The sequence below is a fragment of the Muricoccus nepalensis genome, from assembly GCF_006438825.1.
In the GTDB taxonomy this organism is placed as follows: Bacteria; Pseudomonadota; Alphaproteobacteria; order Acetobacterales; family Acetobacteraceae; genus Roseomonas; species Roseomonas nepalensis.
The window spans coordinates 350,387-365,753 of the sequence record NZ_RCZP01000001.1; the positions used below are offsets into that span (position 1 = coordinate 350,387).

Below are 15,367 nucleotides of genomic sequence, written 5' to 3' on the forward strand. Positions count from 1 at the left end.
CTCACAGCCCGGCCATGCGGGGGATCGCGAGGGCGGCCTCGTGCCGCTCGATGAGCGCGGCGACGGAGGCCTCCCAGACATGGGTGAAGGAGGAGGGATAGAGGCCCATCCAGAGGGTGAGCAGGATGAGCGGCGCGAAGATCGCGAGCTCGCGCGGCGAGAGGTCGAGCAGCGCGCGCACCTCCGCCTTCGTCACCTTGGAGAAGATGACCCGGCGGTAGAGCCAGAGCATGTAGCCGGCGCCGAGGATCATCCCCATGGCCGCGCCCAGCGCCACCCAGCCGTTGGCGCGCCAGGCGCCCGTGATGACCAGGAACTCGCCCGGGAAGCCGGCGGTGCCCGGCAGCGCAACGCTCGCCATGGTGAAGAGCATGAACACCAGCGCGTAGGCCGGCATGATCTTCGCGACCCCGCCGTAGCGCGCGATCTCCCGCGAGTGGACGCGGTCGTAGAGCACGCCGACGCAGAGGAAGAGCGCGCCGGAGACGATGCCGTGCGACAGCATCTGGAAGATGGCGCCCGAGATGCCCTGCTGGTTGAAGGTGAAGAGCCCGATTGTGACGATCCCCATATGGGCGACCGAGGAGTAGGCGATGAGCTTCTTCATGTCGTCCTGCGCGAAGGCGACGCAGCTCGTGTAGATCACGGCCACGACGCTGAGCGCGAACATGAGCGGCGCGAAGAAGGCGGCCGCGTCCGGGAAGAGCGGGATGGAGAAGCGAAGGAAGCCGTAGCCCCCCATCTTCAGCAGCACGCCCGCCAGGATCACCGAGCCGGCCGTCGGCGCCTCGACATGGGCGTCCGGCAGCCAGGTGTGCACCGGCCACATCGGCACCTTCACCGCGAAGGAGGCGAAGAAGGCGAGGAACATCCAGTACTGCCAGGAGACGGGCACCGGGTTGTCCATCAGCCCCGCGATGTCGGTCGTGCCGGCACGGTACCAGAGCGCGAGGACCGCGAGCAGCATCAGCACGGAGCCGAGCAGCGTGTAGAGGAAGAACTTGAAGGCCGCGTAGACCCGCCGCTGCCCGCCCCAGACGCCGATGATGAGGAACATCGGGATCAGCACGCCCTCGAAGAAGACGTAGAAGATGATGAGGTCGAGCGCGCAGAACATGCCCACCATCATCGTCTCGAGGACGAGGAAGGCGATCATGTACTCCCGCACCCGGTTCTGCACGGCCTCCCAGGAGGCGAGGATGCAGATGGGCGTCAGCAGGGTCGAGAGCAGGACGAAGAGCATCGAGATGCCGTCGACGCCCATGTGGTAGTTGACGCCGAACTCCGGCAGCCAGGTGGCCTGCTCGACGAACTGCGCGTCCGCCACCCGCGGATCGAAGCGGACCCAGAGGATGAGGGAGAGCACGAAGACGATCAGGCTTGTCCAGAGAGCCGTCCAGCGCGCGTTCGAGGCGACGGTCGCCTCGTCGCCGCGGATGGCCAGGATCGCCAACACCCCCGCCAGCGGCAGGAAGGTGAGCAGGGAGAGCAGCGGGAAGCCGGCCGCGTTCATCGGGTGAAGCCCAGGAAGATGACGGATACGAAGACGACGAGGCCCGCGATCATAGTGAAGGCGTAGTTGGCCACGCGCCCGGTCTGGAAGCGGGCCACGCCGCGGGCGGCGTCGACCGTGATGGCCGCCACCCCGTTCGGCACGCCGTCGATGATCCTCACGTCGCCGGTGCGCCAGAGCACCCGCGCGAGCCGCCGGAAGGGGCGGACGAAGATCATGTCGTAGAGCTCGTCGAAGTACCACTTGTTGAGGAGGAACCGGTAGACGGCCGGGAAGGTCTCCGCCAGCCGCACCGGCAGGCCCGGCGCGAACATGTAGAAGAGATAGGCGAGGGCAATGCCCGCGATGGCCACCACGGTGGGGGCGAGCGGAACCCAGCCCGGCACCTCGTGGATCGCGTGCATGATGTGGTTGTGCTCGCCGCTGAAGATGGCGCCGTTCCAGAACTCGCGCTCGTGGTGGCCCACGAAGAGGTCCGAGAAGGCCGCGCCCGTGAAGAGCGCGCCCAGCGCCAGCACCAGCAGCGGGATGAGCATCACGGCCGGGCTCTCGTGCACGTGCTCCATCGTGTGATGGTCCGCGCGCGGCCGGCCGTGGAAGGTCAGGATGAGCAGCCGCCAGGAGTAGAAGGCCGTCAGGAAGGCCGCGATGATGCCCATGGCGAAGGCGTAGAGCCCGGCGCCGGTGTGGGCGGCGAAGGCGCTCTCGAGGATGGTGTCCTTCGAGTAGTAGCCGGCGAAGAAGGGGATGCCGGCCAGCGCCAGGCTGCCGATCCACATTACCGCGTAGGTGACGGGGATCTTCGTCCAGATGCCGCCCATCCTGCGGATGTCCTGCTCGTCCGACATCGCGTGGATGACCGAGCCCGCGGAGAGGAACAGCAGCGCCTTGAAGAAGGCGTGCGTGAAGAGGTGGAACACCGCCGCCTGGTAGGCGCCGACGCCGATGGCGAAGAACATGTAGCCGAGCTGCGAGCAGGTCGAGTAGGCGATGATCCGCTTGATGTCGTTCTGCACGCAGCCGACCGTCGCCGCGAAGAAGGCCGTCGAGGCGCCGACGATGGTGACGAGCGTCAGCGCATTCGGCGCGTACTCGAAGAGCGGCGACATGCGCGCCAGCAGGAAGACGCCCGCCGTCACCATCGTCGCCGCGTGGATGAGGGCGGAGACCGGCGTCGGCCCCTCCATCGCGTCCGGCAGCCAGGTGTGCAGGCCGAGCTGCGCCGACTTGCCGCAGGCGCCGAGGAAGAGCAGCACCGAGATGACCTCGAGCGCCGGCATGCCCGCGAAGGTCGCCGAGCGCATCTCCTCCACCCGGCCGAAGATCTCGCCGAAGTTCAGGGCGCCGAAGGTCCAGAAGGTCAGGGCCATGCCGAGCATGAAGAACAGGTCGCCGACCCGGTTCACGATGAACGCCTTCATCGCCGCCCGGTTCGCGCTCTCGCGGTCGTACCAGTAGCCGATCAGAAGGTAGCTCGCGAGGCCGACGCCCTCCCAGCCGAAGAAGAGCTGCACAAGGTTGTCCGCCGTCACCAGCATCAGCATGGCGAAGGTGAAGAGGCCGAGATAAGCGAAGAAGCGCGGCGGGGTCTCGTCGTGGGACATGTAGCCGACGCTGTAGAGATGGATAAGGGTGGAGATGAAGGTCACCATCCCCACCATCATGGCGCTCAGCGTGTCGTAGCGGAGCGCCCAGTCGACGGTCAGCCCGCCGACGTCGATCCACTCGGCGATCGTGACGGTCCGCGGCGCCGAGTGCAGCCCGACCTCCACGAAGGCGGAGACGCCGCAGATCGCGGCCAGCACCATGCAGCCGACGGAGACCCACATGGCCAGGCGGTCGCCCAGCCAGCGGCCGAAGAACCCCGCGAGCGTCGCGCCCAGCAGGGGGAAGAAGACGGCACCGACGAACATGGCGCCCTAGCCCTTCAGGGTGGAAACGTCTTCCACCTCGATGCTTCCGGTGTTCCGGAAGTAGATGACGACGACCGCCAGCCCGATCGCGGCCTCGGCGGCCGCGACGGTCAGGATGAACATGGCGAAGATCTGCCCCGTCAGGTCCCCGAGCCGGGCCGAGAAGGCCACGAGGTTCAGGTTCACCGAGAGAAGGATCAACTCCACCGACATCAGGATGACGATGATGTTCTTCCGGTTCAGGAAGATGCCGAAGACGCCCAGCACGAAGAGGATCGCGCTGACCGTCAGGTAGTGGCCGAGGCCGACGTCGAGCATCAGTGATGGCCCCCGTGAGCGTGGTCGTCCTGCGCGATGGCCTTCGGCTTCTCCTCCGGCACCGGCGGGCGAAGGATGCCGAGCTCGCCGATGGAGGCGCCGACCGGCACCCGCGCCATATCGAGCTGCGTCCGGCGCGTCACCTGCGCCTCGATGTCCTGGCGCCGGCTGCGCACGCGGTCGCGGTGGGTCAGCACGATCGCGCCGATCATGGAGACCAGCAGGATCAGCCCCGCGCCCTGGAACAGGAACACGTAGTCCGTGTAGAGCACGCGGCCGATGGCCACCGTGTTCTGCACGCCCTCCGGCATGGCGTTCAGGCGAAGCCCCTCGGCCTGCCCGCTCGACTGCCAGGCGCCGAGCACGAAGACGAGCTCCAGGAACAGGATGCCGCCGATCACGGCGCCGATGGGCGCGTAGCGCTGGAAGCCCTGCCGCAGCCGCACGAAGTCGATGTCGAGCATCATGACCACGAACAGGAACAGCACCGCGACCGCGCCGACGTAGACGATGACGAGGATCATCGCCAGGAACTCGGCGCCCGCGATCAGGAACAGCGCGGCGGCGTTGAAGAAGGCCAGGATCAGGTACAGCACGCTGTGCACCGGGTTCCGGCTGGTGACCACCATCACGGCGCTGGCGATCAGCACCGCGGCGAAGGCGTAGAAGGCGAGGCCGGCGATCATCGGAAGGGCGCATCCGCCTTGAGGCGGGCCGCGAGAACGGGCTCCCAGCGGTCGCCGTTATCGAGCAGCTTCTCCTTGTTGTAGAGCAGCTCCTCGCGGGTCTCGGTCGCGAACTCGAGGTTCGGTCCCTCGACGATGGCGTCCACCGGGCAGGCCTCCTCGCAGAGGCCGCAGTAGATGCACTTCGTCATGTCGAGGTCGTAGCGGGTCGTCCGCCGCGACCCGTCCTCGCGCGGCTCGGCCTCGATCGTGATGGCCAGCGCCGGGCAGACCGCCTCGCAGAGCTTGCAGGCGATGCAGCGCTCCTCCCCGTTCGGGTAGCGCCGCAGCGCGTGCTCGCCCCGGAAGCGCGGGCTCAGCGGGGAGCGCTCGGAGGGGTAGTTGATGGTGGCCTTCGGCTTGAAGAAGGCACGCAGCGTCAGCCCCATGCCGGAGATGATCTCCGTCAGCAGGAGGCTGCGCGCGATACGGTCGAGCGTCGCCATTCAGCGGACCTTTCGCGGGCGCAGGGTGCGCCGGGGTGTCGGAATCATGTCGGGAGCCAGCCCCCGACCTTCAGCACGCCCGCCGTGATGACGAGCCAGATGAGGCTGATGGGCAGGAAGACCTTCCAGCCCAGCCGCATGAGCTGGTCGTAGCGGTAGCGCGGGAAGGTCGCGCGGACCCAGACGAAGACGAAGAGGCAGAAGCAGACCTTCAGGATGAACCAGACCGGCCCGGGCAGCCAGTTGAAGGGCGCGACGTCCATCGGCGGCAGCCAGCCACCGAGGAAGAGGATGGTGGTCAGCGAGGACATGAGGATCATGTTCGCGTACTCGCCCAGGAAGAAGAGGGCGAAGGTCATCGCGGAGTACTCGACGAAGAACCCCGCCACCAGCTCGGACTCGCCCTCGGGCAGGTCGAAGGGCGCCCGGTTTGTCTCGGCGAGCGTCGAGATGAAGAAGATGACGAACATCGGGAAGAGCGGGATGAAGAACCACACGGTCTTCTGCGCCAGCACCACGTCCGTCAGGTTCAGCGACCCCACGCAGAGCAGCACGGTGACGATCACGAAGCCCATCGAGACCTCGTAGGACACCATCTGCGCCGCCGAGCGAAGCGCGCCGAGAAAGGCGTATTTCGAGTTCGACGCCCAGCCCGCGATGATGATCCCGTAGACCCCGAGCGAGGAGATCGCGAAGAGGTAGAGCACGCCGACGTTGATGTCGGCCACCGCCCAACCCTCGTTCACGGGGATCACCGCCCAGGCGATCATCGCGAGCGAGAAGGTGAGCATCGGCGCCATGATGAAGAGGATCCGGCTCGCGCCCGCGGGCACGATGGTCTCCTTCATCAGCATCTTGCCGGCGTCGGCGAAGGGCTGCAGCAGGCCGAAGGGCCCGACCACGTTCGGCCCCTTGCGGAGCTGCATCGCGCCCAGGATCTTGCGCTCGGCCCAGGTCAGGTAGGCCACGAAGATGAGCAGCGGCACCAGGAGCGCGAGCGCCTGGGCCACCGTCAGCGACAGCACCCCGATGGGGGAGTTGAGGAAGTCGGTCATCACTCGGCCGCCATGGCGGGGGTTGGCGCGTGGGTGCGGGCGCACTCCGCCATCACGTCGCTCGCCCGGCCCATGACGTCGGCCTGGTAGTAGTTCGTGATGAAGGGCTGGAAGGGCTCGCCGCCCACCGCCCCGGCGTCGCCGCCCGGCGTGGCGGAGACGGCGGCCGGCGCCGGCACCTCGTCGGTGCGCGCGAAGGCCGGGTTCACCTCGGCCAGCCGCGTCCGAACCGCGAAGAGGTCGTCATAGGGCAGCGGGTGCCCCAGCACCTCGCTCGCCGCGCGGAGGATCCGCCAGTCCTCGCGCGCCTCGCCCGGCGGGAAGACGCCGCGGCGGCCGCGCTGCACCCGGCCCTCGGTGCTGACATAGGTGCCGTCCTTCTCGAGGTAGGTCGCGCCCGGAAGGATCACGTCCGCCCGCCCGGCGCCGCGGTCGCCGTGGTGGCCCTGGTAGATGACGAAGGTGCCGGGCGCGATCAGCGCGGGGTCGAAGCCGTCCGCCCCCAGCAGCCAGAGCGCGTCCACGCCGCCGCCGAGCATGGCGCCGAGGTCCTTGCCCCTCTCCCCCGGCAGGAAGCCGAGGTCGAGCGCGGCCACCTGCCCGCCCTGGGTGTGCAGCAGGTTGAAGCCGTTCCAGTCCTCCCGCACCGCGTCGAGCGACCGCGCGAGGCCCCAGGCCGCCGCCAGCACCGCCGCGCCGTCCGGCCGCGCGAGCGCGCCGCGCCCGACGATGATCATCGGCCGCTTGGCGCTGCGCAGCACCTCGCCGTAGGCGCCGCCCATCACCTCGGCGATCGCCGACGGCCCCTCGCCCAGGTACTGCACGGGGTAGGTGAGGTCCGCCCGCGGCCCGATCGCCGCGGCCGGCATGCGGTTGTTCATCACCTTGCGGCGGATGCGCGAGTTCAGCACCGGCGCCTCGAGCCGCGGGTTGCTGCCGATGATCAGCACCGCGTCCGCCACGTCGATCCCGGCGATGGCCGAGTTGAAGAGGTAGAAGGCCCGCTCCGACCCGTCGAGCGCCGCCCCGTCCTCGCGGCAGTCGAGGTTGGAGGAGCCGAGCGCCCCCATCAGGTCGCGCAGCGCCACGATGCTCTCGGCATCGGCCAGGCCGCCGGCCACCGCCCCGATGCGCTCGCCCGGCAGGCCCTTGAGCTTCGCCGCGATCGCCCCGAAGGCCTCCGGCCAGCTGGCCGCGCGAAGCTTGCCGTTCTCCCGGATCCAGGGACGGTCCAGCCGCCGCTTCTTGAGAGCGTCGAAGGAGAAGCGGCCGCGATCGGCCATCCACTCCTCGTTCACCTCCTCGTGCACGCGCGGCAGGATGCGCAGCACGTCCGGCCCGCGCGCGTCCACGCGAATGTTCGTGCCCGTCGCGTCCAGCACGTCCACGCTGTCGTTCTTCACGAGCTCCCAGGGGCGCGTCATGAAGGCGTAGGGCCGGCTGGTCAGCGCGCCGACCGGGCAGATGTCGATCAGGTTGCCCGAGAGCTCGGAGGACAGCGCCTTCTCGACATAGGTCGTGATCTCCATCGCCTCGCCGCGGCCGACCGCGCCCAATTCCGGCACCCCGGCCACCTCGGTCGCAAAGCGGACGCAGCGCGTGCACTGGATGCAGCGCGTCATGATCGTCTTGATCAGCGGGCCGAGATACTTGTCGGTCACCGCCCGCTTGTTCTCGTGGTAGCGGCTGCTGTCGCCGCCATAGGCCATCGCCTGGTCCTGCAGGTCGCACTCGCCGCCCTGGTCGCAGATCGGGCAGTCCAGCGGGTGGTTGATCAGCAGGAACTCCATCACGCCCCGGCGCGCGTTGCGCACCACCGGGCTGTCCGTGATGATCTTCATGCCGTCCATCACCGGGAAGGCGCAGGAGGCGACGGGCTTCGGCGCCTTCTCCACCTCCACGAGGCACATCCGGCAGTTGCCGGCGATCGACAGGCGCTCGTGGTAGCAGAAGCGCGGGATCTCCGCGCCGGCCAGCTCCGCGGCCTGGAGGGCCGTGGCGCCCATCGGCACCTCGACCTCCTTCCCATCCACCGTGACCTTGATGAGCTTCACCTCGCTCATGGTTCCTACTCCGCCGCCATCGGCATGGCCGCCGGGGCCATGGGTGCGGCAATGCGCGCCTTGTAGGCGGCGATGCGTTCTTCCATCATCGGCCGGTAGTGGCGGATGAGCCCCTGCACCGGCCAGACGCCGCCATCGGCGAGCGCGCAGATCGTGTGCCCCTCGATGCGCTTGGTCACGTCCTCCAGCACCGAGATCTCCTCGATCTCGGCCCGGCCCTCGACCATGCGGTCCATCACCCGGCTCACCCAGCCCATGCCCTCGCGGCAGGGCGTGCACTGGCCGCAGCTCTCGTGCTTGTAGAACTTCGACAGCCGCGCGATCGCCCGGATCAGGTCCGTGGACTTATCCATCACGATCACCCCCGCCGTGCCGAGGCCCGACTTGTGCTCCCGCAGCGCGTCGAAATCCATCAGCACGTCGTCGCAGATGTGCTTCGGCAGCAGCGGCGTGGAGGAGCCGCCGGGAATGACACAGAGGAGGTTGTCCCAGCCCCCGCGCACGCCGCCCGCGTGGCGCTCGATGAGCTCCCGCAGCGGGATGCTCATCTCCTCCTCCACGTTGCAGGGCTTGTTCACGTGGCCCTGGATGCAGAAGATCTTCGTGCCCGAGTTCTTCGGCCGCCCGAAGCCCGCAAACCAGGTCGCGCCCCGGCGCAGGATCTCCGGCACCACCGCGATCGTCTCGACGTTGTTCACCGTCGACGGGCAGCCGTAGAGGCCCACCGCCGCCGGGAAGGGCGGCTTCAGCCGCGGCATGCCCTTCTTGCCCTCCAGGGACTCGATGAGCGCCGTCTCCTCGCCGCAGATATAGGCTCCGGCGCCGCGGTGGACGTAGAGGTCGAAGTCGTACCCCGTCCCCGCCGCGTTCTTGCCGAGCAGCCCCGCCGCGTAGGCCTCCTCGATCGCGGCCTGCAGGATGAGGTGCTCGTTGTAGTACTCGCCGCGCACGTAGATGTAGCCGGCGGAGGCGTTCATCGCCACGGCGGCCATCAGGCAGCCCTCGACCAGCGTGTGCGGGTCGTGCCGGATGATGTCGCGGTCCTTGCAGGTGCCGGGCTCGGACTCGTCGCAGTTCACGACGAGGTAGGAGGGCCGGCCGTCCGGGTTGGACTTGGGCATGAAGGACCACTTGAGGCCCGTGGGGAAGCCCGCGCCGCCGCGGCCGCGCAGGCCGGACTGCTTCACCTCCTCGATGATCCAGTCACGCCCCTTGGCGATGATCTCCGCCGTGCGGTCCCAGTTGCCGCGTTTCTGCGCCGCCTGCAGGCCCCAATGCTGGGTGCCGTAGAGGTTGGTGAAGATGCGGTCCTTGTCCTGCAGAGCCATGGTCAGTCCCCTCCCGGGACGTCAAGCAGCGTCAGCGGGCCGCCCTCCGGCGCGCTCGTCTGGCGCCCGGTGGTGCTGCCCGGCGCCGGGCGCTCGCCGCGGCGCAGCTCCTCGATCAGCTGGACCGTGCGGTCGTAGTCCAGGTCCTCGTAGTAGTCGTCGTCCACCTGCAGGATCGGCGCGTTCACGCAGGCGCCGAGGCACTCCACCTCGGTCATGGTGAAGAGCCCGTCCTCGCTCGTGTGGCCGTAGCCCGGCAGCTTCGCCGCGTCCTTGCAGGCGCGCAGCACGTCATCCGAGCCGCGCAGCATGCAGGGCGTCGTCCCGCAGACCTGGAGGTGGTAGCGCCCGATCGGCTTCGTGTTGAACATGAAGTAGAAGGTCGCGACCTCGTAGACGCGGATCGGCGCCATGCCGAGGCGCTCGCCCACCCGGTCCATCGCGATCCGCGGCACCCAGGCGCTGCCCGTCTGCCGCCCCATCTGCTTCTGCACGACATAGAGCAGCGGGATGACGCCCGAGGCCTTCTTGCCCTCCGGGTAGCGCGCCAGGATCTTGGCGATCTGCGCCTCGCTCTCGGCGTCGAAGTCGAAGCGGTCGGGCTCCGCGCGGCTGTTCCGCCAGTTCGGGTCGAGGTGGTCGACGGCGGCTTCGGTCATCGGTCGATCTCCCCGAACACGATATCGAGGCTGCCGATCACCGCGACGGCGTCGGCCAGCATGTGGCCTTTGGACAGCACCTCCATCGCCTGGAGATGCGCGAAGCCCGGCGCCCGGATCTTGCAGCGATAGGGCCGGTTGGTCCCGTCCGCGACCAGATACACCCCGAACTCGCCCTTCGGCGCCTCGACCGCCGTGTAGGTCTCGCCGGCCGGCACGTGGTAGCCCTCGGTGTAGAGCTTGAAGTGGTGGATCAGCGCCTCCATCGAGCGCTTCATCTCGCCCCGCTTCGGCCCAACGATCTTGCGGTCGTCGATCTTCACCGGCCCCTCCGGCATCTGGTCGAGGCACTGGTGGATGATCTTCAGGCTCTCCGTCATCTCGGCCATGCGGACGAGGTAGCGGTCGTAGCAGTCGCCGTGGCGCCCGACCGGGATCTCGAAGTCCATGCGGTCGTACATGTCGTAGGGCTGCTGCCGGCGCAGGTCCCAGGCCATGCCGGAGGCGCGGAGGCAGGGGCCCGAGAAGCCCCACTCCATCGCCTGCTCGGGCGTCATGATGCCGATGTCGACGGTGCGCTGCTTGAAGATGCGGTTGTCCGTCAGCAGCCCCGCCACCTCGTCGATGAACTTCGGGAAGCCGTTCGCCCAGGCGCGGATGCGCTCCGGCAGCCCGTCCGGCAGGTCCTTGGCCACGCCGCCCGGCCGGAAGTAGTTCGCGTGGTAGTGGCTGCCCGAGACCTGCTCGTAGAACTCGAGCAGGGTCTCCCGCTGCTCGAAGCCCCAGAGGGAGGGCGTGATGGCGCCGCAATCGAGCGCGTAGGTCGTGATGTTCAGCAGGTGGTTCGCGATGCGCGTGATCTCGGCGAACATCGTGCGGATGTACTTGCCGCGCTCCGGCGCCTCGATGCCGAGCAGCCTCTCCTGCGCCAGCGCGAAGACGTGCTCCATGCACATCGGCGAGACGTAGTCGAGCCGGTCGAAATACGGCATCGCCTGGATGTAGGTCTTGTGCTCGATCAGCTTCTCGGTACCGCGGTGCAGCAGGCCGATATGCGGGTCGGCGCGCTCCACCACCTCGCCCTTCATCTCGAGGATGAGGCGGAGCACGCCGTGGGCGGCGGGGTGCTGCGGGCCGAAGTTGATGGTGTGGCTGTCCACCTCGACGCGGCGCGTCTCGGCCGCCGTCTCGGCATTGGCCCCTGGCGCCGAGGCGCCAAGCGGCATGGACTCGGCCGTGGTCAGGCTCATGGCTGCTTCTCCGCCGCCGGGCCCTCGACCTGCGGCTTGTCCAGCAGCGAGGTCTCGGAGGGCGCGATGCGGTTCAGGTGGACCTTCTCGTCGCCGGGCAGGGTCGTCAGGCCCTCCCAGGGAGAAAGGAAGTCGAAGTTGCGGAAGTCCTGCTGGAGCTTCACGGGCTCGTAGACCACCTCGCGCCGCTCCTGGTCGTAGCGGACCTCGACATGGCCGGTGAGCGGGAAGTCCTTGCGGAGCGGATGCCCCTTGAAGCCGTAATCCGTGAGGATCCGGCGCATGTCCTCCAGCCCCTCGAAGGCGATGCCGTACATGTCCCAGGCCTCGCGCTCGAACCAGCCCGCGCTCGGCCAGATCGCGGTCACGCTCGGCACGGCGTTCTCGGCGTCCGTGCGGGCCACCACGCGGATGCGATGGTTGTGCGTCAGCGAGAGAAGGTTCCACACCACGTCGAAGCGCTCCTCGCGCTCCGGGTAGTCGGCGCCGCACACATCCATGCACTGCTCAAAGGCGAAGCGCGGGTCGGTGCGCAGCACCGTCATGACGTTGCGCACCTGGTCGCGGTGGATGCGGATGGCCAGCTCCGCCCCGCGGGCGATGGTGGCCTCCAGCAGCACGCCCGCCGGCAGGGTCTCGGTGAGGGCGGTGCCGAGCGCGGAGAGGTCAGCCACGGAGGATGGTTCCCGTCCTGCGGATCTTCTTCTGGAGCTGCATGATCCCGTAGACCAGCGCCTCGGCCGTGGGCGGGCAGCCCGGCACGTAGACGTCCACCGGCACGATCCGGTCGCAGCCGCGCACCACGCTGTAGGAGTAGTGGTAGTAGCCGCCGCCGTTCGCGCAGGACCCCATGGAGATCACCCAGCGCGGCTCGCTCATCTGGTCGTAGACCTTGCGCAGCGCGGGCGCCATCTTGTTGGTCAGCGTGCCCGCCACGATCATGACGTCCGACTGCCGCGGCGACCCGCGCGGGATCACGCCGAAGCGGTCGAGGTCGTAGCGCGCCATGTAGGCGTGGATCATCGGCACGGCGCAGCAGGCCAGGCCGAAGGTCATCGGCCAGAGGCTGCCCGTGCGGGCCCAGTTCACCACCTTGTCGAGGTTGGCGACCACGAAGCCCTTCTCCTCGACCTCGTCGGTCACGCCGCGCAGCAGCGCGTCCTGTTCCGGGCCGGGCGGCAGTGCTTTGCCGTTCCAGGCGATCTGAGGTTCGTTCATCGGTTCGCTGACGCCGCTCATCGCATCGTCCTCCGCGCGTTGCCGCGCGTCATGTTCCTGCGCGCACGCCCCGGATGGGCCGCCGCGTCTCGCCGCGCGACTACGCGCGACTCGTTTTCCCGCGCGTCGAAGCGCCGGTCATTCCCAGTCCAGCGCGCCCTTGCGCCACTCGTACACGAAGCCGACCGTCAGCAGGCCCAGGAAGCCCATCATCGACAGGAAGCCCAGCCAGCCGATCCCGCCCAGCGCCACGGCCCAGGGGAACAGGAAGGCCACCTCCAGGTCGAAGATGATGAACAGGATGGCCACGAGGTAGAAGCGGACGTCGAAGCGCCGCCGCGTGTCGTCGAAGGGCTCGAAGCCGCACTCGTAGGTCGAGAGCTTCTCCGAGTCCGGCTTCTGGCGCGCCGCCAGGACGGAACCCCCGACCATGGCGATGCTGATCGCCGCGGCAATGCCCAGGAAGACCAGGATCGGGAAGTAGTTGGCCAGCAGCGGCTGGGTCATCGTGCCCTCAGTGCTCTCGGGCGGACCGGGACCAGAACGAGGCACCGGATACGCCCATGGGCGCTGGGGCGATGCCGCAGCGCAACGCACGCTACATATAGGCCCCGCGCCCCTTCCGCCATAGGGCTCCGGCCGCGCGGCCGCAGAATAAACGCAGCGTAATCAATGGTTGCGAGACGTTCGCAACAGCGCTTCCGCACGGTAAGGCGCGCAAAACGAAAACGCCGCCCGGTGAGGGGCGGCGCTTCGATTTCGTCGCGTGGCGCGAGTGACGGGGCTCGAACCCGCGACCTCCGGCGTGACAGGCCGGCGCTCTAACCAACTGAGCTACACCCGCTCGCGTCGTGGGGGCCGTTTATGAGGTCCGCCCCGCGGTGTCAAGCAGGCCTCAGCGCAGCACGACGACAACCGGCGGCGGCGCGAGCCAGGAGGCCAGCAGCGCGGCGTTCCAGAGCGCGCGCGTCTCCTCCTGCCGCAGGGCGAGCGCGCGCTGGAAGTCCCGCTCCTCCCGCTCGGCGCGGTCGATCGCGGCAAGGTCACGCCGCGCGGCCGCGTCGCCGCGCCCGGCTGCGAGCGACAGCCAGCTCCGCGCCTCGCCGAGGTCCTGTCCCATCTCCTCCAGCCCGGTCATGTAGAGCCGGCCGACCGCCCGCTGCGCGCGCAGGTCACCCCCCTGCGCCGCGCTCCGCATCCACTGCAGCGCTTGGTAGGACTGGCGCGGCACCCCCTCGCCGCGGAAGAGCATCGTCCCGAGCGCGTACTGCGCCTCCGGGACCCCGCCCTCCGCCGCGCGCGTCATCCAGCGCGCGGCCTCGCCGCCGTGGCGCGGCAGGCCGCGGCCCTCCTGGTAGGCCACGGCCAGGTTGTAGGCCGACGGCGCGTGCCCGGCCGCGGCCGCCGCGCGCGTGAGGTCGAGCGCCCGGCGCCGTCCCCCCGGCGCCACCCCGCGCTCGACCAGCGTGGACAGGCGCCAGGTGGCCCAGGGATGCCCCTCCGCCGCCGCGTGCTCGTAGGAGCGGGCCGCCGCCGAGGGGCTGCGGGCCGCGCCACCCAGGCCGAACTCCTGGGCCTGGCCGAGCTTGTAGGCGGCCCGGGCGTCCCCGGCGGCGGCGGCGTCCCGCAGCGCCCCGACCTCCTCCCCCGCGTAGGCGTCCGCGTCCGTCGGACGCTCGGGCTCCCGCGCGTAGGTTGCCGTCACCTGCTGGGAGGACTGGGTCCGGCACGGAACCCCGGGCGGGCAGACCACCACCGAGGGCCCGAAGCCGCCGCCGGGTTGCCCGGAGGAGGCGCAGGCGGCGAGGCCGAGGCCCGCCCCGAGGAGGGCCAGTCGGACGACGCTCACGGCGGCCTCAGTTCACCCGCAGCCGGCCGCCGGTGCCCATGCCGCCGCGCACCTCCTGCGCCTGATAGTTCTGCAGGGCCACGACCATCTTGTTGTAAGCGTCCACGAAGGCCGCGACCGTCGCCTGCCCCGCCGGCGTCCGCTGGTAGCCGCCAAGCGCCCCGGCCGCGCCGCCGCCGAAGCCCGCCAGCACCGCGCCGAAGTTGGTGGCGGTGGAGGACCCCTCCGACGCCGCGACCTGCACGCCCGCCCGCATGTTGAACACCGAGAGCGTGACCTGCGTGGAGGAGCTGGACATGGCGGCGCCCGCCAGGCCGACGGCGAGCCCGCCCCAGCCGCCGATCCCCGCGCCCAGGCCGCTCGTGTCCTGGTTGGCGAAGAGGATCGCGGGCTCCATGAAGTAGTCCGCCGCCACGCGCTGGCCGCGCTGCATGTTGGAGCCGGCGCGGAACTCGCCGCTGTTGCGCATGTCGCCGATCATGCCGCGCATGCGGCCCTCGAGCCGGTCGTTGCCCATGGCCGTGATGACGAAGCAGTTCGACTGCTGGACGATCAGCCGCACCATCGGCTCGATCGTCGTGATCTGCGTGCGCTGCGTGAAGGGGCCGAACCAGCTCGCCTGCCGCCCGTCGTCGATGGCGATCGTGCCCAGCGTCTCCGGGCAGCGGACGATGCCGCCGCCGACGCTGGTGCCGCCCGCCGCGGCCCCGGTGACCGGGCCGCTGGCGGTCCCCTGCTGGAGGCAGCCACCGAGCGCCACGGCGGCGACGGCGGCCAGGAGGCCGTTGCGGAAGATCATGGAATGGATGGTCCCTCTGAGCCGGCCGCCGATTCGGCCTCCAGACGAAACATTCCACAAGGGGATTAACAGGACAATATTGCAACACCGCGACGATATTACGGCCTGCGGGCATGGGCGCTGAGGGATTCGAACCCCCGGCATCCTCGGTGTAAACGAGGCGCTCTACCGCTGAGCTAAGCGCCCGCGCGAGGCGAACCTAGCGCAGCGCCCGCCGCAGCGCCATGCCGC

General features: G+C 69.3%; 15 protein-coding genes and 2 tRNA genes. All 17 read right to left on the reverse strand.

Features of this window, described 5'->3' with window-relative positions; all coding sequences use genetic code 11:
- Position 1: 1 nt before the first annotated feature.
- The 17 genes from EAH89_RS01495 to EAH89_RS01575 all read right to left on the reverse strand — a co-directional run bounded on the left by EAH89_RS01495 (position 2) and on the right by EAH89_RS01575 (position 15,322).
- A complete protein-coding gene (locus EAH89_RS01495; protein WP_140880987.1) occupies positions 2-1,513 on the reverse strand; it encodes an NADH-quinone oxidoreductase subunit M in 1,512 nt (503 codons plus the stop codon).
- Positions 1,510-3,426 (reverse strand): NADH-quinone oxidoreductase subunit L, encoded by a 1,917-nt coding sequence (gene nuoL, locus EAH89_RS01500; RefSeq protein ID WP_140880988.1) that lies wholly within the window; start codon positions 3,424-3,426, stop codon positions 1,510-1,512. Before nuoL ends, EAH89_RS01495 begins: the two co-directional genes overlap by 4 nt.
- A 6-nt stretch (positions 3,427-3,432) precedes the next feature.
- Positions 3,433-3,744 carry an NADH-quinone oxidoreductase subunit NuoK gene (gene nuoK, locus EAH89_RS01505; RefSeq protein WP_140880989.1) on the reverse strand — a complete coding sequence of 104 codons (312 nt, stop codon included), beginning with the start codon at positions 3,742-3,744 and terminating at the stop codon, positions 3,433-3,435.
- Entirely contained in the window at positions 3,744-4,430 is a 687-nt protein-coding gene (locus tag EAH89_RS01510; RefSeq protein ID WP_140880990.1) for an NADH-quinone oxidoreductase subunit J, read from the reverse strand. The genes nuoK and EAH89_RS01510 overlap by 1 nt, the downstream gene beginning before the upstream one ends.
- On the reverse strand, positions 4,427-4,915 hold the full coding sequence (gene nuoI / locus EAH89_RS01515; RefSeq protein WP_140880991.1) for an NADH-quinone oxidoreductase subunit NuoI: 489 nt from the start codon (positions 4,913-4,915) through the stop codon (positions 4,427-4,429). Before nuoI ends, EAH89_RS01510 begins: the two co-directional genes overlap by 4 nt.
- Before the next feature lie 44 nt (positions 4,916-4,959).
- Positions 4,960-5,970 carry an NADH-quinone oxidoreductase subunit NuoH gene (gene nuoH / locus EAH89_RS01520; RefSeq protein ID WP_194152289.1) on the reverse strand — a complete coding sequence of 337 codons (1,011 nt, stop codon included), beginning with the start codon at positions 5,968-5,970 and terminating at the stop codon, positions 4,960-4,962.
- Positions 5,970-8,033 (reverse strand): NADH-quinone oxidoreductase subunit NuoG, encoded by a 2,064-nt coding sequence (gene nuoG / locus EAH89_RS01525; RefSeq protein WP_140880993.1) that lies wholly within the window; start codon positions 8,031-8,033, stop codon positions 5,970-5,972. The genes nuoH and nuoG overlap by 1 nt, the downstream gene beginning before the upstream one ends.
- Positions 8,034-8,038: 5 nt before the next feature.
- Positions 8,039-9,361, reverse strand: a complete 1,323-nt coding sequence (gene nuoF / locus EAH89_RS01530) for an NADH-quinone oxidoreductase subunit NuoF (RefSeq protein ID WP_140880994.1) — start codon at positions 9,359-9,361, stop codon at positions 8,039-8,041.
- 2 nt (positions 9,362-9,363) lie between these two features.
- Positions 9,364-10,020, reverse strand: a complete 657-nt coding sequence (locus EAH89_RS01535; RefSeq protein WP_140880995.1) for a complex I 24 kDa subunit family protein — start codon at positions 10,018-10,020, stop codon at positions 9,364-9,366.
- The gene (locus EAH89_RS01540) at positions 10,017-11,246 is read right to left on the reverse strand and encodes an NADH-quinone oxidoreductase subunit D (protein ID WP_140881153.1); all 1,230 of its coding nucleotides are present in this window, start codon (positions 11,244-11,246) and stop codon (positions 10,017-10,019) included. Before EAH89_RS01540 ends, EAH89_RS01535 begins: the two co-directional genes overlap by 4 nt.
- 20 nt (positions 11,247-11,266) lie before the next feature.
- The gene (locus tag EAH89_RS01545; RefSeq protein ID WP_140880996.1) at positions 11,267-11,944 is read right to left on the reverse strand and encodes an NADH-quinone oxidoreductase subunit C; all 678 of its coding nucleotides are present in this window, start codon (positions 11,942-11,944) and stop codon (positions 11,267-11,269) included.
- Positions 11,937-12,509, reverse strand: a complete 573-nt coding sequence (locus tag EAH89_RS01550) for a NuoB/complex I 20 kDa subunit family protein (RefSeq protein ID WP_140880997.1) — start codon at positions 12,507-12,509, stop codon at positions 11,937-11,939. The genes EAH89_RS01545 and EAH89_RS01550 overlap by 8 nt, the downstream gene beginning before the upstream one ends.
- A 117-nt stretch (positions 12,510-12,626) precedes the next feature.
- Positions 12,627-12,995 (reverse strand): NADH-quinone oxidoreductase subunit A, encoded by a 369-nt coding sequence (locus EAH89_RS01555; protein ID WP_140880998.1) that lies wholly within the window; start codon positions 12,993-12,995, stop codon positions 12,627-12,629.
- Positions 12,996-13,255: 260 nt separating this feature from the next.
- Positions 13,256-13,332, reverse strand: a tRNA-Asp gene (locus tag EAH89_RS01560).
- Between the two features lie 51 nt (positions 13,333-13,383).
- Positions 13,384-14,337, reverse strand: a complete 954-nt coding sequence (locus tag EAH89_RS01565; RefSeq protein WP_140880999.1) for a tetratricopeptide repeat protein — start codon at positions 14,335-14,337, stop codon at positions 13,384-13,386.
- 7 nt (positions 14,338-14,344) lie between these two features.
- The gene (locus tag EAH89_RS01570) at positions 14,345-15,136 is read right to left on the reverse strand and encodes a hypothetical protein (RefSeq protein ID WP_140881000.1); all 792 of its coding nucleotides are present in this window, start codon (positions 15,134-15,136) and stop codon (positions 14,345-14,347) included.
- A gap of 114 nt (positions 15,137-15,250) precedes the next feature.
- A tRNA-Val gene (locus tag EAH89_RS01575) sits at positions 15,251-15,322 on the reverse strand.
- Between the last annotated feature and the right edge of the window lie 45 nt (positions 15,323-15,367).